The organism is Bifidobacterium sp. W8103 (genome assembly GCF_016100775.1).
GTDB lineage: Bacteria > Actinomycetota > Actinomycetes > Actinomycetales > Bifidobacteriaceae > Bombiscardovia > Bombiscardovia choladohabitans.
In genome coordinates, this window is sequence record NZ_JACFRV010000001.1 from 663,332 (window position 1) to 682,182 (window position 18,851).

Annotated in this window: 11 protein-coding genes; 8 read left to right on the top strand and 3 right to left on the bottom strand. The window is 61.7% G+C overall.

From position 1 onward, the window contains the following. Positions 1–522 precede the first annotated feature (522 nt). Both H3U90_RS02540 and H3U90_RS02545 read left to right on the top strand, forming a co-directional pair. On the top strand, positions 523–5,313 hold the full coding sequence (locus H3U90_RS02540; RefSeq protein ID WP_198176912.1) for a Spy0128 family protein: 4,791 nt from the start codon (positions 523–525) through the stop codon (positions 5,311–5,313). A 236-nt stretch (positions 5,314–5,549) separates the two neighbouring features. After that, positions 5,550–5,966 (top strand): hypothetical protein, encoded by a 417-nt coding sequence (locus H3U90_RS02545; protein ID WP_045934962.1) that lies wholly within the window; start codon positions 5,550–5,552, stop codon positions 5,964–5,966. A gap of 82 nt (positions 5,967–6,048) precedes the next feature. Here H3U90_RS02545 and H3U90_RS02550 read toward each other — a convergent pair whose 3' ends face one another. Both H3U90_RS02550 and H3U90_RS02555 read right to left on the bottom strand, forming a co-directional pair. Next, positions 6,049–6,819: an MIP/aquaporin family protein gene (locus tag H3U90_RS02550; RefSeq protein WP_198176913.1), complete on the bottom strand. Its 771-nt coding sequence runs from the start codon at positions 6,817–6,819 to the stop codon at positions 6,049–6,051. Between the two features lie 257 nt (positions 6,820–7,076). Further along, positions 7,077–10,571, bottom strand: a complete 3,495-nt coding sequence (locus H3U90_RS02555) for an SNF2-related protein (RefSeq protein WP_198176914.1) — start codon at positions 10,569–10,571, stop codon at positions 7,077–7,079. Between the two features lie 160 nt (positions 10,572–10,731). Between H3U90_RS02555 and H3U90_RS02560 the strand changes: the two genes are divergently transcribed. From H3U90_RS02560 to H3U90_RS02575, 4 genes are all read left to right on the top strand, one after another. Next, positions 10,732–12,204 (top strand): DHA2 family efflux MFS transporter permease subunit, encoded by a 1,473-nt coding sequence (locus H3U90_RS02560; RefSeq protein ID WP_198176915.1) that lies wholly within the window; start codon positions 10,732–10,734, stop codon positions 12,202–12,204. Between the two features lie 101 nt (positions 12,205–12,305). Then, positions 12,306–13,541 carry an FtsX-like permease family protein gene (locus H3U90_RS02565; protein ID WP_198176916.1) on the top strand — a complete coding sequence of 412 codons (1,236 nt, stop codon included), beginning with the start codon at positions 12,306–12,308 and terminating at the stop codon, positions 13,539–13,541. Next, positions 13,538–14,500 (top strand): ATP-binding cassette domain-containing protein, encoded by a 963-nt coding sequence (locus tag H3U90_RS02570; protein ID WP_198176917.1) that lies wholly within the window; start codon positions 13,538–13,540, stop codon positions 14,498–14,500. The genes H3U90_RS02565 and H3U90_RS02570 overlap by 4 nt, the downstream gene beginning before the upstream one ends. Positions 14,501–14,522: 22 nt before the next feature. Next, positions 14,523–15,464: a hypothetical protein gene (locus H3U90_RS02575; protein ID WP_198176918.1), complete on the top strand. Its 942-nt coding sequence runs from the start codon at positions 14,523–14,525 to the stop codon at positions 15,462–15,464. Here H3U90_RS02575 and H3U90_RS02580 read toward each other — a convergent pair. Then, a complete protein-coding gene (locus tag H3U90_RS02580; RefSeq protein WP_198176919.1) occupies positions 15,443–16,108 on the bottom strand; it encodes an HD domain-containing protein in 666 nt (221 codons plus the stop codon). The genes H3U90_RS02575 and H3U90_RS02580 overlap by 22 nt on opposite strands. A gap of 232 nt (positions 16,109–16,340) precedes the next feature. Here H3U90_RS02580 and zwf point away from each other — a divergent pair, with 232 nt between their 5' ends. Together zwf and H3U90_RS02590 are read left to right on the top strand one after the other, a co-directional pair. Next, the gene (gene zwf, locus H3U90_RS02585; protein ID WP_232340616.1) at positions 16,341–17,822 is read left to right on the top strand and encodes a glucose-6-phosphate dehydrogenase; all 1,482 of its coding nucleotides are present in this window, start codon (positions 16,341–16,343) and stop codon (positions 17,820–17,822) included. Further along, the gene (locus H3U90_RS02590) at positions 17,819–18,826 is read left to right on the top strand and encodes a glucose-6-phosphate dehydrogenase assembly protein OpcA (RefSeq protein WP_198176920.1); all 1,008 of its coding nucleotides are present in this window, start codon (positions 17,819–17,821) and stop codon (positions 18,824–18,826) included. The genes zwf and H3U90_RS02590 overlap by 4 nt, the downstream gene beginning before the upstream one ends. Positions 18,827–18,851 lie beyond the last annotated feature (25 nt).

The window sequence follows — 18,851 nt, forward strand, 5'->3', positions numbered from 1 at the left end:
GCCTCCCTGCTGTATGCATAGTTGACCCTTTTCTCCGGAGGTGCACAGCAATGGCGCAATCATAGCCAATGACTTTGTATACTGTTCCATATCATTAACATCGAATGACTCGAGAACCATCGTAGACAGTCGACCGGATGACCTGAAGGGGATGCCCGGTGCCGACGCCCCAAGCGGTCGTCGGCGCTCAAAAGGAGAAACGTGGCAAAGGGTAATTTGAGCGGAAAAATCCTGGCCGGCCTGATGGCTATGGCCATGTTGATACCCACTATGGCCATAGCCGACAGTGGACAGACTGCTGATGCCCAGACCGCCGTATCCACATCTGCAACGACACATGCACGGCAAGCTACTGCGACAAACCAGGCATCGTCCACGTCGACCCGAACCTCGGCTCGGCACTTAGACGCTGCCACGTCCGGGACGGCTCGAACCACTCAGGAGTCGAAGTCGACCAGCCCGAACCAGGCCGCGCCCATACAACCCGGCAGAAGGCCGACCGCCAAATCGGCAATCAAGGACATGCTGGACACCGACGACGCCGTGGTCACCACACTGTCCCAGGCCTCCCGCTCCACCGGCACGGCTCCTTTCGACAACGACAACAACCCCGGCAATGACCACGATGCAGACAATGACATAGTGCGCACCTTCGATAAGTTGTCCTACACCTACTCTTTCGCCGTAAATACCCGCAACGAGACGACCAGTTACCGCCGGGGCCGAATAGGCTTCCAATTCAAACTGAGCCAGCCTGAGGATCGGGTCACCTTTGATGTGGATCCCATGGGCTGGGTGGACAATACGCCGGGATACCAGCCAAAGCAAATTACAGAGACCATCGACGGTCAACCGACACAGGTGCTAACCGTTTACCGGCTACTCACCGCCACAGAGAATTTGTCCACCGTTATTCCGGGATCCTCCAGCGTCACTCTGGTCCTCCGGGTCCGAAGCATGCCCAATGGCAGCAAATTCGCCCCCGAGATCCAGGCCTGGGGCGCTCCGGATGCCACCACCAAGACCGATCCTGCTTCGGCCACGTCCGATTCGGTCACTGTATCGGCCAAGCTCAATCTGAACCTGCGGATCACTGGCGGAACCAATGAAGGCTCCGGCAACCAGACCTTCGACTTCAACACCCCAGCCGCCGGCAATTACCCCAACCATGAGCTGGGCAAGCGCAAGGGGATCATCAGCAAGTTCAACTGGGCCGTTGACATGCGTTGGCCCGATCGGACCAAGGGTCTCAAGGGTCTGGAGGCTCCCATTGGCCCCATAACCTTTTCCCTGTCGCTGAGCAATTTATGGCAGACCGCTGGCGGAGATGCCTATCCGAAAATAGAGGATCTGCAACCCTACTTCTGGGACATCGGCACCATCGACGGCGACTTCAACAACAGCGGGCGCAACACCGGCGATCAGGGCTGGAGACCCACTCTCAGCAACTATGGCTATGCCCGATCCACGGGTGGCACGGCTGGGATGGACCGGGTCCAAGGCAATGGTCAATACACCGTGGCTGAACAGCGCAGCAGCCAGGGCCTCAGGCTGGACCTGACTTTGAAGGACTATGAAACCAATGATCCCTTCCCCTACCTGGGACACACTTATGCACGAGACACCAAGTGCACGCCTGCCCTGGCCTCGACTGACTGCACGCGACAGGAAGTGGCCGAAATCTCCACTGGTTACCTATATGTCTTCAACCCCTCCACCGTCGGCGGCAAGGACGTGGCCAACTACTATGGACAGACCGGTCTGAGCCTGCAGAGCAAGGTCGACGACGGCAACCTGGGTGCGAAATCGCTATCAAACCAGTCTTTGCCCCCTGCCTCTGGCCCCACGGACACGTCAAACCAAACCGACCAATCCGATGACATGTGGCACAACGTCATCTTCACGCAAGGCTCCAGCACATTGAAGGCAGACATCAGCAACATCATCCAGTACAGTTGCATGACGGCGTCTAACTATTTCGATAACGGCGTGGATTGCGGATGGTGGACTGCTCCTGACAATCTACGGGGGACCGACTCAGCAGTCGCAGGGACCAAAGTGCGGGTAACGGCCGGCTTTAACTTCAAAACCAGCAAGGCCGATCTGCCACTGCTGGGAATGTCCTTGGTCAAGATCGATCCAAAGGTAGTTGGGCTGCCGGACTCCGACGGCCTGGATCTTCCCTGGGGCAATGGCATCTGGCAGAACGGCAAATACAATGATACAACGAGCGATAAAAACCCATTGCTGGACCTGGTCATGTACGCCACCAAACCCGACGGGAAGGACTGGGAAAACGACACTGAGCAGGCCAATGCCAACATAGAGGATCTGAACTTCTATAGCACACAGGAGGAAGCAAAGAAGCATGGCACGGTTATAGGCATACTGCTGGGCGGGCGCACCGCCGCGCCCTCCAGGTTTGCCGAAGAGAATTCCCGATTCGGCTTCGGCGGATTTGTAATCAACGTCCTCCCCGACGCCAAGGTAGGTTCGGTAGCCCAGCTGACATCGGTTTCGCGCACCTTCACCCGCAGCCAATTAGCAGCTATGGCCGGGCTGAACCCTGAGAACTCAAGCGATCAGGAATGGGAGGACTGGGCCAGGAAACAGAACCCCTATGATCTGGCCAAAATCAAATCTCCCGACTTGGCCACGTCGGTCGGCGGCTATACCAAGGCCCGCTATGATCAAATGAACGGTTACCTGGGCGGGGACACCGGCGGCAATGAACACGGGGACAGCCTCTATGTAGCCGGCGAAACCAACACCATCTCCAACGCCGTAGCACAAACAAGCACCAATTCCAGACCCAAAGAATACTTTGACATAGACAGCGATCAACGGTTCGTTGACTGGCGGCTAACCATCAACACCGGCAGTTCAGCTTCCCAAGCCAACAAGGGCGCCCAAACCGAACTCTACATCACCGACAAACTACCAGCAAAGCTCCACTACATCCCCGGTAGCGCCCGATTGGGCGGCACATATACGGAAGCCACGCCTGAAATGGGCCACATAGAGGGCGGAACCGCATGTGAGCCATCAGTGAGCACGGACTCCGCAACCGGAATCACCACTCTGTCCTGGACACTAACCAACATCCCTGTGGACGGCAACAGCCGGGTCATCCACTTCTCCACCTCCCTAGGCGACCTGACTGACCCTGGCAAAGACATCGGTCCCAACGAGGACCTGACGACCTCTGCCACAGTCCAGTCAAAATACAATATGTCCCAGCCCAACACATACTTGAAGACTGCCGACTCCTTCACCATCCACGCCTGGCGGACCAACACCACCAGCCTTTCCACTTCGGCCGTACAGGATACCAATGAAGCCGGTGCACCAATCGGCTTCACCAACATGCTGAGCAGCACCCCAGGCAGTGGCAAGCAGCATCACTATGCCATCGACATCATGCCGTACAAGCAGACAAGCGGCAAACCCGACTTCCACGGGGAACCTACTTTTGCTGATATGAGCATAAAAGCCTCGGCGGGGGCTGGTCTGAGCGGAGTCACCATCCGCTACACCACAGATTCTCGATGGCGGGTGAATGACACGAGTTCCATACAATCCCAGGATTACCTCTCTTGGGACGCGGCTGACTTGAACCCAACAAGTGGCGAAGTGAAAATGCCTGAAAACGTGGTCGCCTGGGCCTTCATCATCGATGGGCAGCCCAACCAATTCCGCTATGACATCACCTTCCATATAAACCCTGGAAACAACTCCTCCGGTGACCGCTATCGGAATCGCTGGGGCAATGCATTGAACCAAATGCCTGCCCAGGCCATGGTTGTCCAGCGTTCCATCAGTGGCATCGTATGGTACGACGTCAATGGGGACGGCATCCGCTCCTCGGAAGATATTCTGCTTAAGGATGTCAAAGTGACTCTGCTCAACGATACTGACGACAAGCCCGCCAAGTCGGTCGTCACCCCACATGATGATCTGAGCACAAAATCTGATTCCCAGGGCAAGTACGAACTGACCAATATACCGGCAGGGAAATTCCACCTGCGCTTCGACCCCGCTCCGAACACGAACTGGACCCACCTGACTACAACAATCCAAAAGGCCGACACAGCCACCCAGAGCGAAAACTCCTCAGCCAGCGACTTTCTGGAGGACGGAACCATGAAAGGCGCCGTCATCAACGATATTGAGTTCCAGAAGGCCGAGGATATGGTGGACGCGGCCAGCCAATCCCTGGATTTCAACAACTGTGGCCTGACAGGAATGATGGACACCGATGAAGTGTCTGCCGGAGTCGAAGTACGGATCCAAGGCAGGAACTGGCTCGGTACAGACTCCTTCGCATTGAATGTCAAGCCCCTGGATGGCGCACCGTCCGCAGCGTTGCCCAGCCAAATCACCATCAACGCCGACAACCAAAATACCCAGGTGCCCGTCAACGTGTATGATTTGCCCGGCGATGGCAGCTACAGGTATCGTATCCACCAGGAAACCGGCTCCATTCCTGGCCTGACGTATGATCAGAACGCTGCAATCCTGACCATCACTTTGACAACCGATGCAGCTCGGTTACACCGTACCGCCAAGGCGCAGTGGACCGGCAGCAAGGGCAGCAAGATAGACACGGCGGTCTTCACCAACACCTACCAGGCCAAGCCGGCCACGGTCAAGCTCACCGCCTTCAAGCACCTGGAAGGCCGGGGCCTGAAAGCCGGGGAGTTCGACTTCCTACTGCAGGACAAGAAAGGCGGGAAGCCGGCCCAAGCATCCAACAAGGCCAACGGGACCGTCGAATTCCCCGACCAGACCCTGTCCGAGGCCGGCGACTACACATACTCCGTGAGCGAGGCCCAGGGCAGCCTGCCCGGCGTCACCTACGACCAGAACACGCACCAGATCGCCGTCCACGTCACCGACGACCAGCAAGGCCAGCTCCAAGCCACCGTCACCGACAACAACCCCACCTTCACCAACACCTACCAGGCCAAGCCTGATAAGCCGGATCAACCAGATAACCCCGCCGACCCTGGCAACTCCGGCAACTCCGGAGAGCATGACAAGCCGAATCCGCCGGTAGAACCGAGCAAGCCGAGCGAGTCCGATCATGCACCCAGCAAACCGGATCAAACCGGTTCCAATAGCCAAAAGACGGCACCGGGAAGCCAATCTTCTGATGGCCAGGCGAAGTCCTCTACGGATTCCCAAGCCCTGGCCGCCTCAGGCTCAGACCCAGTCATGCCTGCAGCGCTGACTTTCGGCACTGCCATCCTCGGCCTGGCGCTGATGTGCCTGCTTCGGCATCGCAGGGATCGAGAGGCCGACCTGGGCTGATAGTTTACCGCATGCGAACACAGTCGGACACGTTTCTCACTAATGACAGCCACCTATGGCGAACCTCACGGTTCCCTGCCCCTATCCGCAGACGAAATTTGGTATTCTTGCAAGTGGAAGGAATCTTGCATCCAGAGGTCACCGTCGACGATGGACGGTCACCTGAACGGTCATGGCCCTGCACGGTCATGATGTCGATTGTCACACGTGCAGGCCGTCATACAGAAAGGTCAGTCATGGCAGACGATACAGTCATTGTTGTTGATACTTCCATGTTCGGAAAAGATGCCGCCGCGAAGACGGCCAAGGCCAACGAGGTCGCACGCAAGTACGGCATCAGCGACGAAGCCCTCAAGAAGGTCGAGGATTACAAAAATCAGTTGAGCTACCACCAGGCATGGGACCTGCCTTTCCTGGGCTACGTGGACGAGGACGGCTATGGATACGCCTACGTACCCAACAAGGCTGTCGCGGCCGACGGCTGGGATGCCCATAAGGCTTTCCTGGACCTGCCCGATGATGCCCAGACGGCATTCGCCATCCGCATGCTCTTCACCCATCGCGACGTCGACCGCCACGGTGCAGAGATGTTCCTTCACCACGGTCGCGGGCTGACAGTCCGCTTCCAGGAGCCCACCTCAGCCAGCTACTGAGCTCGAGCTCCCTTGACCAACTCGCCCCCGGTCCTGTCGCAATAACCCCCTGACAGGGCCAGGGGCTTTTCCATGCCGACGATCAAGGCAGAAGCCCCATCCAGGCAGGCGCTAACACCCCGATGCAGGCTCCGACGATCGGCCCGACAAAGGGTATCCAGGCGTAGCTCCAGTCCGCATCCTTCTCGCCGGACATGGGCAGAAGGCAGTAAGCCAATCGAGCGGAAAAGTCACGTGCAGGATTCATGGCCGCACCAGAAACCCCGCCCAGGGCCATGACCAGAACCGTGATGACCAGGGCCACGCCCAGGGGCCCGACCTGGGTAGGTGTCCCTCCATTGAGGAAAACCCAGGTAACGAGGATGGCCGTACCGATGGCCTCCGATGCCAGATTCCAGAAATTCGAACGTATGGCCGGTTTGGTGCAGAAAACCATGAGTTTGGTATCTGTATCGGTCGGAAGTTCGAAATGCTTGCGAGTGCCCAGGTAGCCCAGGCAGGTGCCGAAGAAAGCCCCCAGGAACTGGGCGGAAACGAAGATGGCCACATTGGCCAAGGTGACCGGAATGCCGCCCTTGCCCATGGCCAGACCGTTCAAGGTCGCCTGTGGATCAATCCAGTGACCGACCACCCTGGCCAGGGTCACGGCCGGATTGAGATGGCCGCCCGTTCTCCACCCCGCATATACGCCTACATAGACAGCAAGACCCCAACCCAGCGAAGCGTTGATCCAGTCGGCTCGATAGGCCCCTGTCCTGGGGAGCGACCTGCTGGCTGCAACCATGAAGGCGATGGCCATCATAAGGGCCGTTCCCATGAACTCTGACCAGAACATCTGCACGCCGCTGATCATGCTCTCTCCTCCAGCTTCCCATCATCAAAGGAGCTGAAAATGGCCAGGCTCCCATAACCCGATAATCGACCGCCGCCGAACCGACAAAACACCGAAGGGGCAGCCGTCAATCTGCTCATGCACATAGTCTTTCGATTTGACTACCGCACCAAGAATAACCGGACCATGGCCCAAGGGTCTCGCCATCGATGATGCCACCGCATTCAAGAGCACCGACCATGAGATTCGAGTGGATTCACATCCTGACGCGATCACAATCAACCCAACAGGGCCAGGAGGTCTTTTCTGCTCAGTCTTGCCACGCTGGAAGCGCCGGTGGAAGCGGCGGAATCGACAAAGCGCGATGCCAGGTCGCTCTTGCTGTGCTGCAGGTTGAGGATGCGTTCCTCTATGGTGTCCTTGGCTACGACCTGATAGACGTTGACGTCCTGGGTCTGACCGATCCGGTGGGCGCGGTCGTTGGCCTGCTCCTGGGCTGCGGCGTTCCACCAGGGGTCCGCATGGACCACCACGCAGGCTCCGGTCAGGTTGAGCCCGGTATTGCCGGCCTTCAGAGAGATCAGGAAAACCGGCGTGGCATCCCTATTGAACTGTTCCACCAGCTCCAGCCGCCGCTTCTTGGATGTGGCGCCGGTGATCAGGTCGTAGGACACGTCCAGCCGACGTAGGCGTTGGGCTATCAGGTCCAGGTAGGAGGTGAACTGGGAGAAGATCAGCATCTTGCGTCCGGCATCCTGGCAGGAGACCACCAGATCCTCGATGGCATCCAGCTTGGCCGAATCGCCACGCCGGTCCCGGCCCTGATCCTGGTAGACCAGACGCGGATCGCAACAGACCTCCCGCAACCTGGTCAGCTGGGCCAGGACCTGGATTTTGCCGACCTCGTACTCCTGGTCCCTTTCCTTGTTGAGGGTAGCCCTCAGCTCCTGCTCAAGGGCCGCATAGAGCTTGCGCTGACGACCTTGTAGGGGCACGCTGATCACGTTTTCGATCTTCTCGGGCAGATCCGTCAGCACCTGTGACTTGAGCCGGCGCAGAATGAAGGGCCCCACCAGGGCCTGGAGCCGGGACTGGGCATCCTGATCGCCGCTGAGTATGGGCATTTCGAAGCGGTCCCTGAACCGGGAGTAGGGACCCAACATCCCCGGCATCAGGAAGTCGAAGATGCCCCAAAGCTCGGAAAGCCGGTTCTCGATGGGTGTACCGGTCAGGGCGAACCGGTGGAGGCTGTCCAGAGCGCGCACAGCCCGGGCGGCCTTGGTGGCATGGTTCTTGATGTACTGGGCCTCGTCCAAGACCAAGGCATACCAGGGCAGGCTCCGATACCGGTCCAGGTCCCTCCTGAGCAGATCATATGAAGTAATCAGCAGGTCGTAGGACCTGGCGTGATCCAGCAGATCCTGACGCTGGCTGCGCCCTCCGGCCAGGACCGCCACCCGCAGATCCGGCGTAAAACGGCGGCACTCAGCCTCCCAGTTGTAGACCAAGGAGGCCGGACAGACAATCAGCGAAGGCCCCCGATCCCTGGCCTGATCCCGACGGGAGAGCAGGTAGGCCAGCATCTGTATGGTCTTGCCCAGACCCATCTCGTCGGCCAGAATACCGCCGAATCCGCGGTCGCTCAGGGTGCATAGCCAACGCAGCCCTTCGACCTGGTAGGGCCTGAGCCTCCCGCGCAGCCCGTCGGGGACACTGAACCCCTGAGGGTCAGGCTTGCGATCCTTCAGGTAATCGCGGAAGCTGGAATCACGGTCCTGCTCGGGCACCAACGCATCCAGGTATCCGAGCTGAAATTCAGGCACACGGACCGGCCCCTTGGCCAGATCAGCCGGGTCGATACCCAGGTCTTCGGCCAGGGTGTCCACAGCTTCGGTATTCAGATCAGCCAACTCGACGAAGGCCCCGTTGCGCAGGCGATGGAAGCGCCGACGACGGCGATGATCGGCCAGAATGGCAGCGGCCTCCTCGGGCCGTACCTCATCGGCGATGGGCGAAATCTCGACCAGACCGGAGCGCACCCTCACACCCACGCGGATCTGAGGATGGGAGACGACGCTCAACCCGTCGAAGGCCGGGGTGGAGAAGACCCGTCCCAGGCCCTTGAGCACGGGCAGGCCCCGGGTCAGCAGGGTGTGGATGGCCTCCTCATTCTCCTCGGGGATGCGGGCCAATCCCTCCTCCATCAGGGGGAAATAGCGGCGGACCGTCTGCCGGGCCAAAGACTCGCTCTCCCGGTCCCTGCCGGGTTCATCCTCCGAGGCAGGGTCAGCGCCGACGGACAGAAGACGGTCCCCATAGCGGGCCTTGAGATCGCAGCTGACCCCCTGCCGATCCCTGTCCAAATAAAGCTCGATCCTGCAGGGTGGCCGTCGCCGGGCATCCAGCTCCTCGGGCAGACTGGCGGAGAGCCCTGATCCTTCCTGGGCGCCCTGATCCAAGTCGGGAAGGACGGTCCGGGCGAACAGGTCCAGGTCGTCTGCATCCAGATGCAGGTCCCGATCCTCGCCAGGACGGCAGAGGGTCTCCAACAGGTCCCGATGACGCATGAAACGCGCGCTGCAACGGTGGATGACCGGCCCCGGATCCAGCCCTAAGCCCGGCTGCGAGGGGCGCACGATAACGAAAGAAGAGGCCTGGCCTAGGATGAAGCGCTCCACGACCAGGGCATGGGTGATTCGATAGCCGTCCGCCTCCTTGCTGACCGCGATACCCGGGTCCGGGTCTCCGGCGACCACGGGGGCAGGCATAGTTTGCAGGAAGGAATCCTCGGGAGGCGTGTAGTCCAGGGTGAGCCCGGAATCCACGAACAGGTCGAGGATCTGCGCCACCTCGTCGTCGCTGAGCCGGATCCCCGCCAACCCTGCGCGTGTAAGACGGCGGCGCATGCCCCCCTCCTGTTCGGCCAGGCTACGGCGGATGGCGCCGGCCCTTTCCAGAATGGTCAGCAGAGCCTGGGCCCGGTCGTCAAAAGTGTCACGGGAGTGGATGAAGGCCAGCCGCCGACCGTAAGACATGAATTCGCCTTGATCCACGGCGCGCAGCAGGGCCCGGAGGTCCTTGACCAGGTAGGCGACCCCATGTGAGGACAGGGTGATGTGCAGACGGACCAGCCAACCACCGCGTTCACTGGTCAGGTCGGGAATCAGCCCGACCGATCCGATGGGCAGGTGACGGCCGCCGACCGGACCGTTCTCCTGCTTGAGCAGGTTCAGCTGGCGGTCACGGAAGGCCTGCCGCCGCCGACCCTCCTGCCGGTGCATGTAGGCCGCCAGGGGTCCCGAGGTCGATCGGGTGGACCGGGACCTACCCTGGTCGCCGGTCCAGTCATCCGATCCCGAAAAGGCCTGACTGGACTCGTTGTAGGCCATGATCAGGGCGACTACATGCTTGCAAGCAGGACCCTGACGCCCAAAGGCCCGGCAGGTGCAGGAGGAGTCGATGACCCGATGGGCCTGCTCGTCCAGCCGAGCCTGAACCATGCAGTCGCCATCCGGCTGATAGGTGGCGGGCACACGCCCCTTGAGAACGGTCAAAGCCCCCAGGTGCCGCAGGCGCAGGTCTGTAAAGCGGCGGTCATCCAGCAGCTGATGGGCACGGAAGTAGGCCTTGCCGCCCAACCGGCGCAGAGCGGCGTCAGAGATGGTGTCCGTGTCGCCAAAGGTCCGTCCCTCCTCCTCGTCGCCCGGATCATAGAAGCCATGTCCTCCTGAACCACCCGCTCTTGACCCGTAGACCGCTGCATGCCAATCCACACACACCCTCCTTATGGTCTCTGACGACCATTCCCGAGCATAACCTTTTCCGTCCAGATGTGGCACGCCTTCGGCGAAGCGAGTAGACATGCCGACTTACGAAAAAATGACCGCCTCCCTAAGATGGCGTGCTGTTTGTCTGAAGAAGGAGATCATTATCTTGCAAAACACGTCCACCTCTGCCTCCGTTCACCGGTCACGCCCGGCCGTCCCCCATCCCTGGCCGGCCATCGCCGCGCTGATGATCGGGGCCTTCGTGGGCATGCTGAGCGAGACCTCGCTCAATATCGCCCTGCCCAACCTGATGGAAAGCTTCCGGATCCCCGCTGCCACCGTGCAGTGGCTGGTCACGGGATACATGCTGGTCATCGGCATCGTCCTGCCCTTCTCCAGTCTGATCTCCAAGTGGTTCACCACCAGGCAGACCGTGATCTTCGGCCTGGTCGCCTTCCTGGCCGGCTCGGTTGTTTCGGCCATGGCCCCCACCTTCCCCGTCCTTCTGACAGGACGGGTGATCCAGGGCATCGGCACCGGCCTGATCCTGCCGCTCATGTTCACCGTGGCCATGCTGATCTTCCCGCCGGCGCGACTGGGCACGGTCATGGGCATGTGCGCCCTGGTCATCATGTTCGCCCCCGCCATCGGCCCGACCCTGACCGGGATCATCCTGGGCAAGCTGACCTGGCACTGGATCTTCTGGTTCTTCACCCCATTCCTGGTTGTGGCCCTGATCTTCGCCGTCGGCTTCCTGAAGAATGTAGGGACCATCACCCACCAGCGGCCCGACCTGGCATCTATTCTGGAGTCCATTGTCGGCTTCGGCGGACTGGTGGCAGGAGTCAGCCTGGCCAGCCGGTACGGATGGCTCTCCCCGGTCACCCTGACCATCCTGGTTGTAGCCCTCGTAGCCCTGGTCCTTTATATTCGTCGTCAGCTGGGCCTGGAACACCCGGTGCTCAATCTGCGCATCTTCTCCATCCCGGCCTTCCGCTACGGCGCCACCCTGGTCATGCTGGACTTCGCAGTCATCCTCTCCTCCATGTATCTACTGCCCCAGTTCCTGCAGCGGGGACTGCTCCTGCCCGTGGCGATGACCGGCATCCTCATGCTGCCCGGCGGCGCCATCAACGCCCTGGTCTCGGCCTTCGCGGGCCGGCTCTATGACGGCTTCGGGGCTCGTGTGCCCGTCCGCTGCGGATTCCTTATCGCACTGGTGGGTACGGTCATCCTCCTGTTCACCGGCCCGCACACGCCTGTGGCCCTGGTGGTGGCGGCCCACATCATTTTGATGATCGGCTGCCCCCTGGCCATGTCACCGGCCCAGACCTACGCGCTCAACTCCCTGAGCGGCCCGCAGTCCGGCGACGGAAGCACGATCATCAACACCATGCAGCAGATTGTGGGAGCCGTGGCCACGGCCATCACCACCTCCCTGCTGGCCATGGGCGAAGGGCAGGCAGCCGGAGTTGATAAAGCCCAGGCCTTCACCAGGGGCACCCACTACGGATTGGTCTTCACCCTGGTGCTGATTCTGGCCGCCTTGGCCGTCTCCCTGAAGGTGCGCAACTTCTCCCACGCCGAGCAGCCAGAGGCCGAGCAGGACATTCAGCAAGCTCCAAGTTCGCACCGCTAGCTTGGGAGCGTCCCTGGCTAGACTGGAGGACGACGACCGGACTTAAGGCCCGTCATAGAGGGCCGCCCGGTCATCCCTGGAACGCTATCAGGAAGGGTGTCATGTTCGTTCTCAAGAACGCCTGGTTCACCATCAGGCGGCATGCGGCGCGGAGCCTGGTCATGGTTCTGGCCTGCCTGGTCGTGACGGCGCTGGCTACGACGGCGGCCACCGTGCTCCAGGCTGACACCAAGGCACGTACCACCGACTACGAATCCCAACAGGTGGATGCCGTCATCAGCCCGCGCAAGGGGACCAAGGCCTCCCCCCTGGGCTGGAACGAGTATTCCAAGTACGCCCAGCGCCTGCAGATGGATGGCATGCAGTACAAGGCCTACTTCCATGAGACCGCGAACATCGACCCGGAGGGATTGCCCCAGTCAGGCAGCTACTCCCTGGTGGGCGTCTCCGACAAGGCGGCCGAGCCCACCCTGCCTCACGGCCCCTTCGTGCTGGACCAGGGCAAGGGACTGGACTACGCCTCGCAGAATGTCTCAGGCACCCAGACCGTGCTGATCTCCAAGCAGATGGCACGGGCCAACAAGCTCAAGGTGGGCGACACCCTGACCATCAAGGATCCCCGTCAGCAGGATCAGCAGGTCAAGCTGACCGTCTCGGGCATCTATCACTACCGCAAGGCCGCCGGCCAGGCAGCCGACCGGGCCATTTACACGGCCTATCCCACCTTTGCCATGCTGGGGCTGGATACGGCCAGCAAGCCGGGAGACCCTGGCCATGAACTACTGGTGGCCTTCGTCCTGGATTCGCCGAGCACCTACCAGAAGTTCATCAAGGAGCTGCGTAAGGACGGGCTCAAGGCCTCGCAGTACGACATCGACTCTCCCAGTCTGAAGGACTACCAGCGCCGGATGGAGCCGGTCCACCAGGCTGCCGGCCAGGCACGAACCACCATCATCCTGGTCTGCCTGCTGGGCGGGCTGATTCTGCTGGGTTGCCTGATCCTCATGCTGCGCGGCCGTACCAACGAAATCGGCATGGCTGTCACCATCGGAGTCCACAAGGCCCGGCTGGGCTGGCAGTTCGCCCTGGAGACCCTCTTGCTCACCCTGCCCGGTCTGGCCCTGGGCCTGGCGCTGGGTGCCGCAATCAGCCGACCGCTGGGCCGGTCGCTCTTCCGGCTGGGCAGCCTGGCCAGCATGCCTAATGCTGGTCTGATCTGGAAAATGATCCTGATTGGCCTGGCCGTCTGTCTGGTTCTCGCTCTGGCAGCAGCCGCCAGGGTAGCGGCCTTCAGAACCGCCCAGCTATACACCAACGACCTGGAGGACGAGGCATGAGCGAAAAGACATCGGACCAGCAGCCGGACGAAGAGTCCCAGGCAAAGGCCGATCAGACAACGGCCGACGCTGAGCAAAAGACCGACGAGAACACCAGCGCCGAACCGCTGCCCGAATCCGGGGAAGAAGCAACCACTGAGACGGATGAAAAGTCCGAGGTGGATGATTCTTCGGAAGAAAATGCCTCACCGGCTGCCTTCAACGTGGTCATCGAGCATGAAGATGCCGAAGATCTCGACGGCGATCAGGAGGACCCGCTGTTGGAGACCGATGACCAACGGGTGCTGGTTCCTGGCGGCTACCCCGTGCTTTCCCTGAAGCATGTGGATTACACGCGCAAGGTCCAGGGCCGCCCCGAACAGATCCTGGACGATGTCGATCTGGATTTCCAGCGCCGCCGCATCTACTCGGTCGAGACCACCTCGCCTTCCGGACGGGCCGCTCTGATGGCCCTGATGACAGGCCTGCGCGCCCCCACACAGGGCAGCGTGCTCTTCCGGGGCACGGATCTACGCCAGTTGCTGGCCTCCGACTACCGCGGCCACCAGATCGGGGCCATCTTTGGCACCGATGCCCTGAGGCGCGACCTGACCCCCGTACAGAATCTTGTCTACACCATGGATGCCAGCGGGCGCACCTTCCTGGGCCCCAAGGACAATCTGGCCCGTCAACTGCTGGACGAGGTGGGCTTCCCGGAGCGTCTGCAGGACACGCTGACCGCTGATCTGGGACACCTGGACTTCCGTCTGGCCTCCGTGGCCCGCGCACTGTGCTGCGAGTGCGACGTGCTCATCGCCGACGAACCCACCGAGGGGCTGGAGCCTGGCGACTGGGACACCCTGCTGGCCACACTGAAGCGGGTCTCCCGCCGTCATGACTGCACCGTGATCATCCTGACCTCGGGCGGTTCGGACACCGTAGACGAGGGTACCTACGACGACCGATTCATCGTGGATTGAGCCCCGACCTTCCGGGCCGGGGATGGACGGCACTGCACTGGTCTGTTCGGTCATCACCCATGAGGAGTGGATATCCCGGGTCATGGCCGAACAAAGCGATTCATGCAACAAGGGCACGCTTCGGCAACGGAGCATTATCCTGCATCACCACCATGGATTCGGACCCGTTCGGGGGGTCGGCGCCAAGGAAGCCATATGGATCACCCCGGGGCTCCTGATCGCCCAGAACGCCTGGCTGGCCTCCCAAGGCCGTCCCTCATGGGCCCTGTCAGCACCACCGACCATGTGGCTGGACGGGCTGGACCAGTCCCTGACCGGACGCAGGATTCTGACCGTGACGGCCGCAACCATCCTGGCCTGGCACCTACTGCCATCGGGCCTGGGGCAGCGCCCCTGGTCGCAGCTGGCCGCCGGCCGGGTATCAGGCCTGCCTGCAGCCCGACGAACCCTTGAAGACCTGCAGCGCAATCTACGGACAGCCCCTCCGCAATCGTTGATTCGCATCCAGACCCACCTGCCCAACATCCATGAGGAATGGCGGGTCATCATCGACAGGGATCGAATTGCGGCCTCCAGCGGATACTGCCTGCATGAGGGCGAGGACTCCAGGGTCATCACCACGGTCTTTGACGGTGCCGTCTTCGATCCCAGGCATCGAACAATCGCCGAAGACTGCGCCCTCCAGGCAGCCAAGGGTCGATCTTCTGCCCCAATCAGCGTGGATCTGGCCTTCCTCCGTGGATCGGATCGGCCTCTCGTCCTGGAGGGAAACCCGGTCTGGTGCGCAGCCCCTTACGCTTACGGACCACAGGGCATGGCCTCTTTCCTGAAAGCCGTTGCGGCCTGCCGGACCGATCCAGTCGACCCCTATCGACCAGACCCGTGGATGCTGCGCGAATTCGGCGGTCGCTTCCGCAGTTCCTGGGGTCCGGTCCGGCAGGATCAGACGATGGTCATGCCGTAGTGCTTAGCCAGGGGCTGCAGATCCGGCACCCCGTACCGGGCCACCAGTTGCCTCCAGCGGGCCAGATTGTCGGGACCATACTTGGCCGTGCGCTTGGCTGCGGTGGGCTCGGAGACGAAGATGGGCGGCTGGTGCTTGCTGTGGAACTTGTCCGCGTACATGACCACCTCCTGCTCAGGGTTGACCGGCAGGTAGTCGTCCGGCGGCAGGTTCAGATGCTCCTCCTCCACCTGGCGACGGGTCAGCCCCACCCCGGTGTGGTTGCGGGCGAACTGAGCCACCGACTCGTCCACCCCGGCATCCAGCAGCAGACGATAACCCTCCAGGCCGTGCTCGATGTACCGCTCGCCCTGGAAGGTCAGCGGCCGGCCCTGGGAGCCGTCATCCTTGAGGATCCGGTAGGTGCCGATGTCGTGCAGCAGGGCACCTGTGCGTACCAGGTCACGATTCAGGGGCCGCTCGGGCAGGATCCCGTCAGGGTCGTCACCACGCAGCAGGCGTTCGTTGACCTGGTCGGCCATACGCACCGCAAGGGCGGCGATGATCTGGCAGTGGGTGTGTATCAGTTCATAGGCGGCTCGGGAGGGCGCGTACTGACGATGCAGGGCCTCGGCCATGGGAACATTGGGAATCATACCGACCATTCTAGGGATCCCTGCCGCAAATGTGACCTTTGCGACGCTATGCACACTTCAGCGGACAACGAACCCCTCCCCTCTGCTGCCGACAGTAGACTGGGAGCCACAGTATTTCACGAGGAGCACTATGGACACTTCACCACTTGTGCGCTCCGCCGACCAAACCGCTCCCCCCGACAAGGACGGCGGTCGACAGGCGCCTTGGCACAACCCCCTGCTGGACCCGCGCGATCTGCGCATGCCGCGCATCGCGGGCCCCAGCTCATTGGTCATCTTCGGCGTCACCGGCGATCTGGCCAAGAAAAAGCTCTTGCCGGCCGTCTATGACCTGGCCAACCGGGGACTGCTGCCAGCCAGCTTCGGGCTGATTGGTTTCGGGCGGCGCGACTGGAGCGACCAACAGTTCGTCGCCTTTGCAGAGGAGAACGTCCGCGCCCACTGCCGCACCCCCTTCAACGAGTCCACCTGGCGACATCTGAGCCAGGGCATGCGCTTCGTCACGGGCAGCTTCGACGATGCCGAGGCCTTCCGCCGCCTGTCGGCCACCGTCTCGGAGCTGGACCGGGTCCGGGGCACCCGTGGCAACCATGCCTTCTACATGTCGGTGCCGCCCAAGGCCTTCCCCCAGGTTGCCCGTCAGCTGGCCGAGTCGGGACTTTCCCACTCCACTGAAGGGGCCTGGCGCCGCGTCATCATCGAGAAGCCCTTCGGTCACGACCTGGCCTCTGCCAAGGAACTTGACCGGGTGGTCTCCGAGGTCTTCGAACCGGATTCGGTCTTCCGCATCGACCACTACCTGGGCAAGGAGACCGTGCAGAACATCCTGGCCCTGCGCTTCGCCAACATGATGTTCGAGCCGGTCTGGAACTCCAACTACGTCTCCCACGTGCAGATCACCATGGCCGAGGACATGGGCATCGGCGGCAGGGCCGGCTACTACGACGGAATCGGAGCAGCCCGGGATGTCATCCAGAACCACCTGCTGCAGCTGATGGCCCTGACGGCCATGGAAGAGCCTGTCTCCTTCTCGGCATCAGATTTGACTGCTGAGAAGACCAAGATCCTCTCCGCCGTCCGTCTTCCCAAGGATCTGGCGGCCCACACCGCCCGGGGCCAGTACACGGCAGGCTGGCAAGGCTCCCAGCATGTGGTCGGTTACCTGGATGAAGACGGGATCGACCCCTCCTCCACCACCGAGACCTATGCGGCCATCAGGCTGGATGTGGACACCCGCCGCTGGGCCGGCGTCCCCTTCTACCTGCGCACGGGCAAGCGCCTGGGCAAGCGGGTCAGCGAGATCGCCATCGTCTTCAAGCGTGCCCCCCACCTGCCCTTCGAGGCCACGGCCACCCGGGAACTGGGCGCCAATGCAGTGGTCATCCGCGTGCAGCCCGACGAGGGTGTGACCCTGCGTTTCGGGGCCAAGACCCCTGGATCGGCCATGGAGGTGCGTGACGTCAACATGGACTTCTCCTACGGGCGTTCTTTCACCGAGGCCTCCCCCGAGGCCTATGAGCGGCTGATCCTGGACGTACTCCTGGGAGACCCGCCCCTCTTCCCCACCACCGAGGAAGTCAATCTCTCCTGGAAGATCCTGGACCCCATCGAGGAGTTCTGGGCCGGACAGGGCCAGCCCCAGCCCTACCGCGCCGGCACCTGGGGTCCGCGGGAGGCTGATCTGATGCTGGCCCGCGACGGATACCACTGGAGGATGCCATGATCGTCAGACTGAACAACACCACCACCTCCGCCATCGCCCGGGAGATCGACGAGCTCCACGTTGAACGCGGAGAGGCCGCCCAGGGAAGGGTGCTGACCCTGGTCATCGTCACCGAACAAGCCCATCTGGAGACGGCCCTGGAGACCGTAAACGCCGCAAGTCGTGAACACCCCTGCCGGGTCATCGTCATAGTGACCAATGCCGAAGACCATCAGGCCGGGCAGGAGACGGACCAGCGGACCGCTACGGCACAGTCCTCTGAAGACTGCGTCTCCTACAAGGACACCAACCATGACGGTGACCGCACACTGGATGCCGAAATCCGCTTCGGCTCGGATGCCGGTGCCGGTGAGGTGGTGGTCCTGCGACCAGTGGCGGCTCTGCTGGACCATTCCGATGCTCTGGTCATCCCCCTCCTGGTGCCGGATGCCCCCCTGGTGGTCTGGTGGCCCACCAATCCGCCCCTGTATCCCTCGCAGGATCCCATCGGGACCATGGCCGCCAGCAGAATCACCGATGCCATGGAGGCCGACGATCGCCAGGCCACCTTCGCCGGGCTGCTGGCCCATTCGCGCGATCAGGACGTGGACCTGTCCTGGACCAGGGTCACCATCTGGCGAGCGCTGCTGACCTCCATGGTGCAGCAGCCGCCCCACCTGCCCATCCGTTCAGTCAAGGTGACCGGCCAGGCCCACTACCTGCCATTGGAGCTGCTGGCCTCATGGCTGGCCTTGAAATTGAAGGTGCCGGTCACTGTCGAACGTGACCCGAAGGCCCAGGCCGTCACCGGTGTCTACTTCGAACGCCCGGACGGGATCATGAGCATGGAGCGCCACCATGACGACCAGGCCCGGATCAACCAACCCGACCAAGCCCCACAGACCATCTCCATGCCCCTGCGCACTGCTGTGGACTGCATGAGCGAGGAACTGGGTCGGTTGGATCCTGACGAGGTCTATCAGGAGGTCATCCACACCGGCTGGGGAATGGTCGACCATCAGTAAGCGCCCCGCAGCGACTCAATTCATA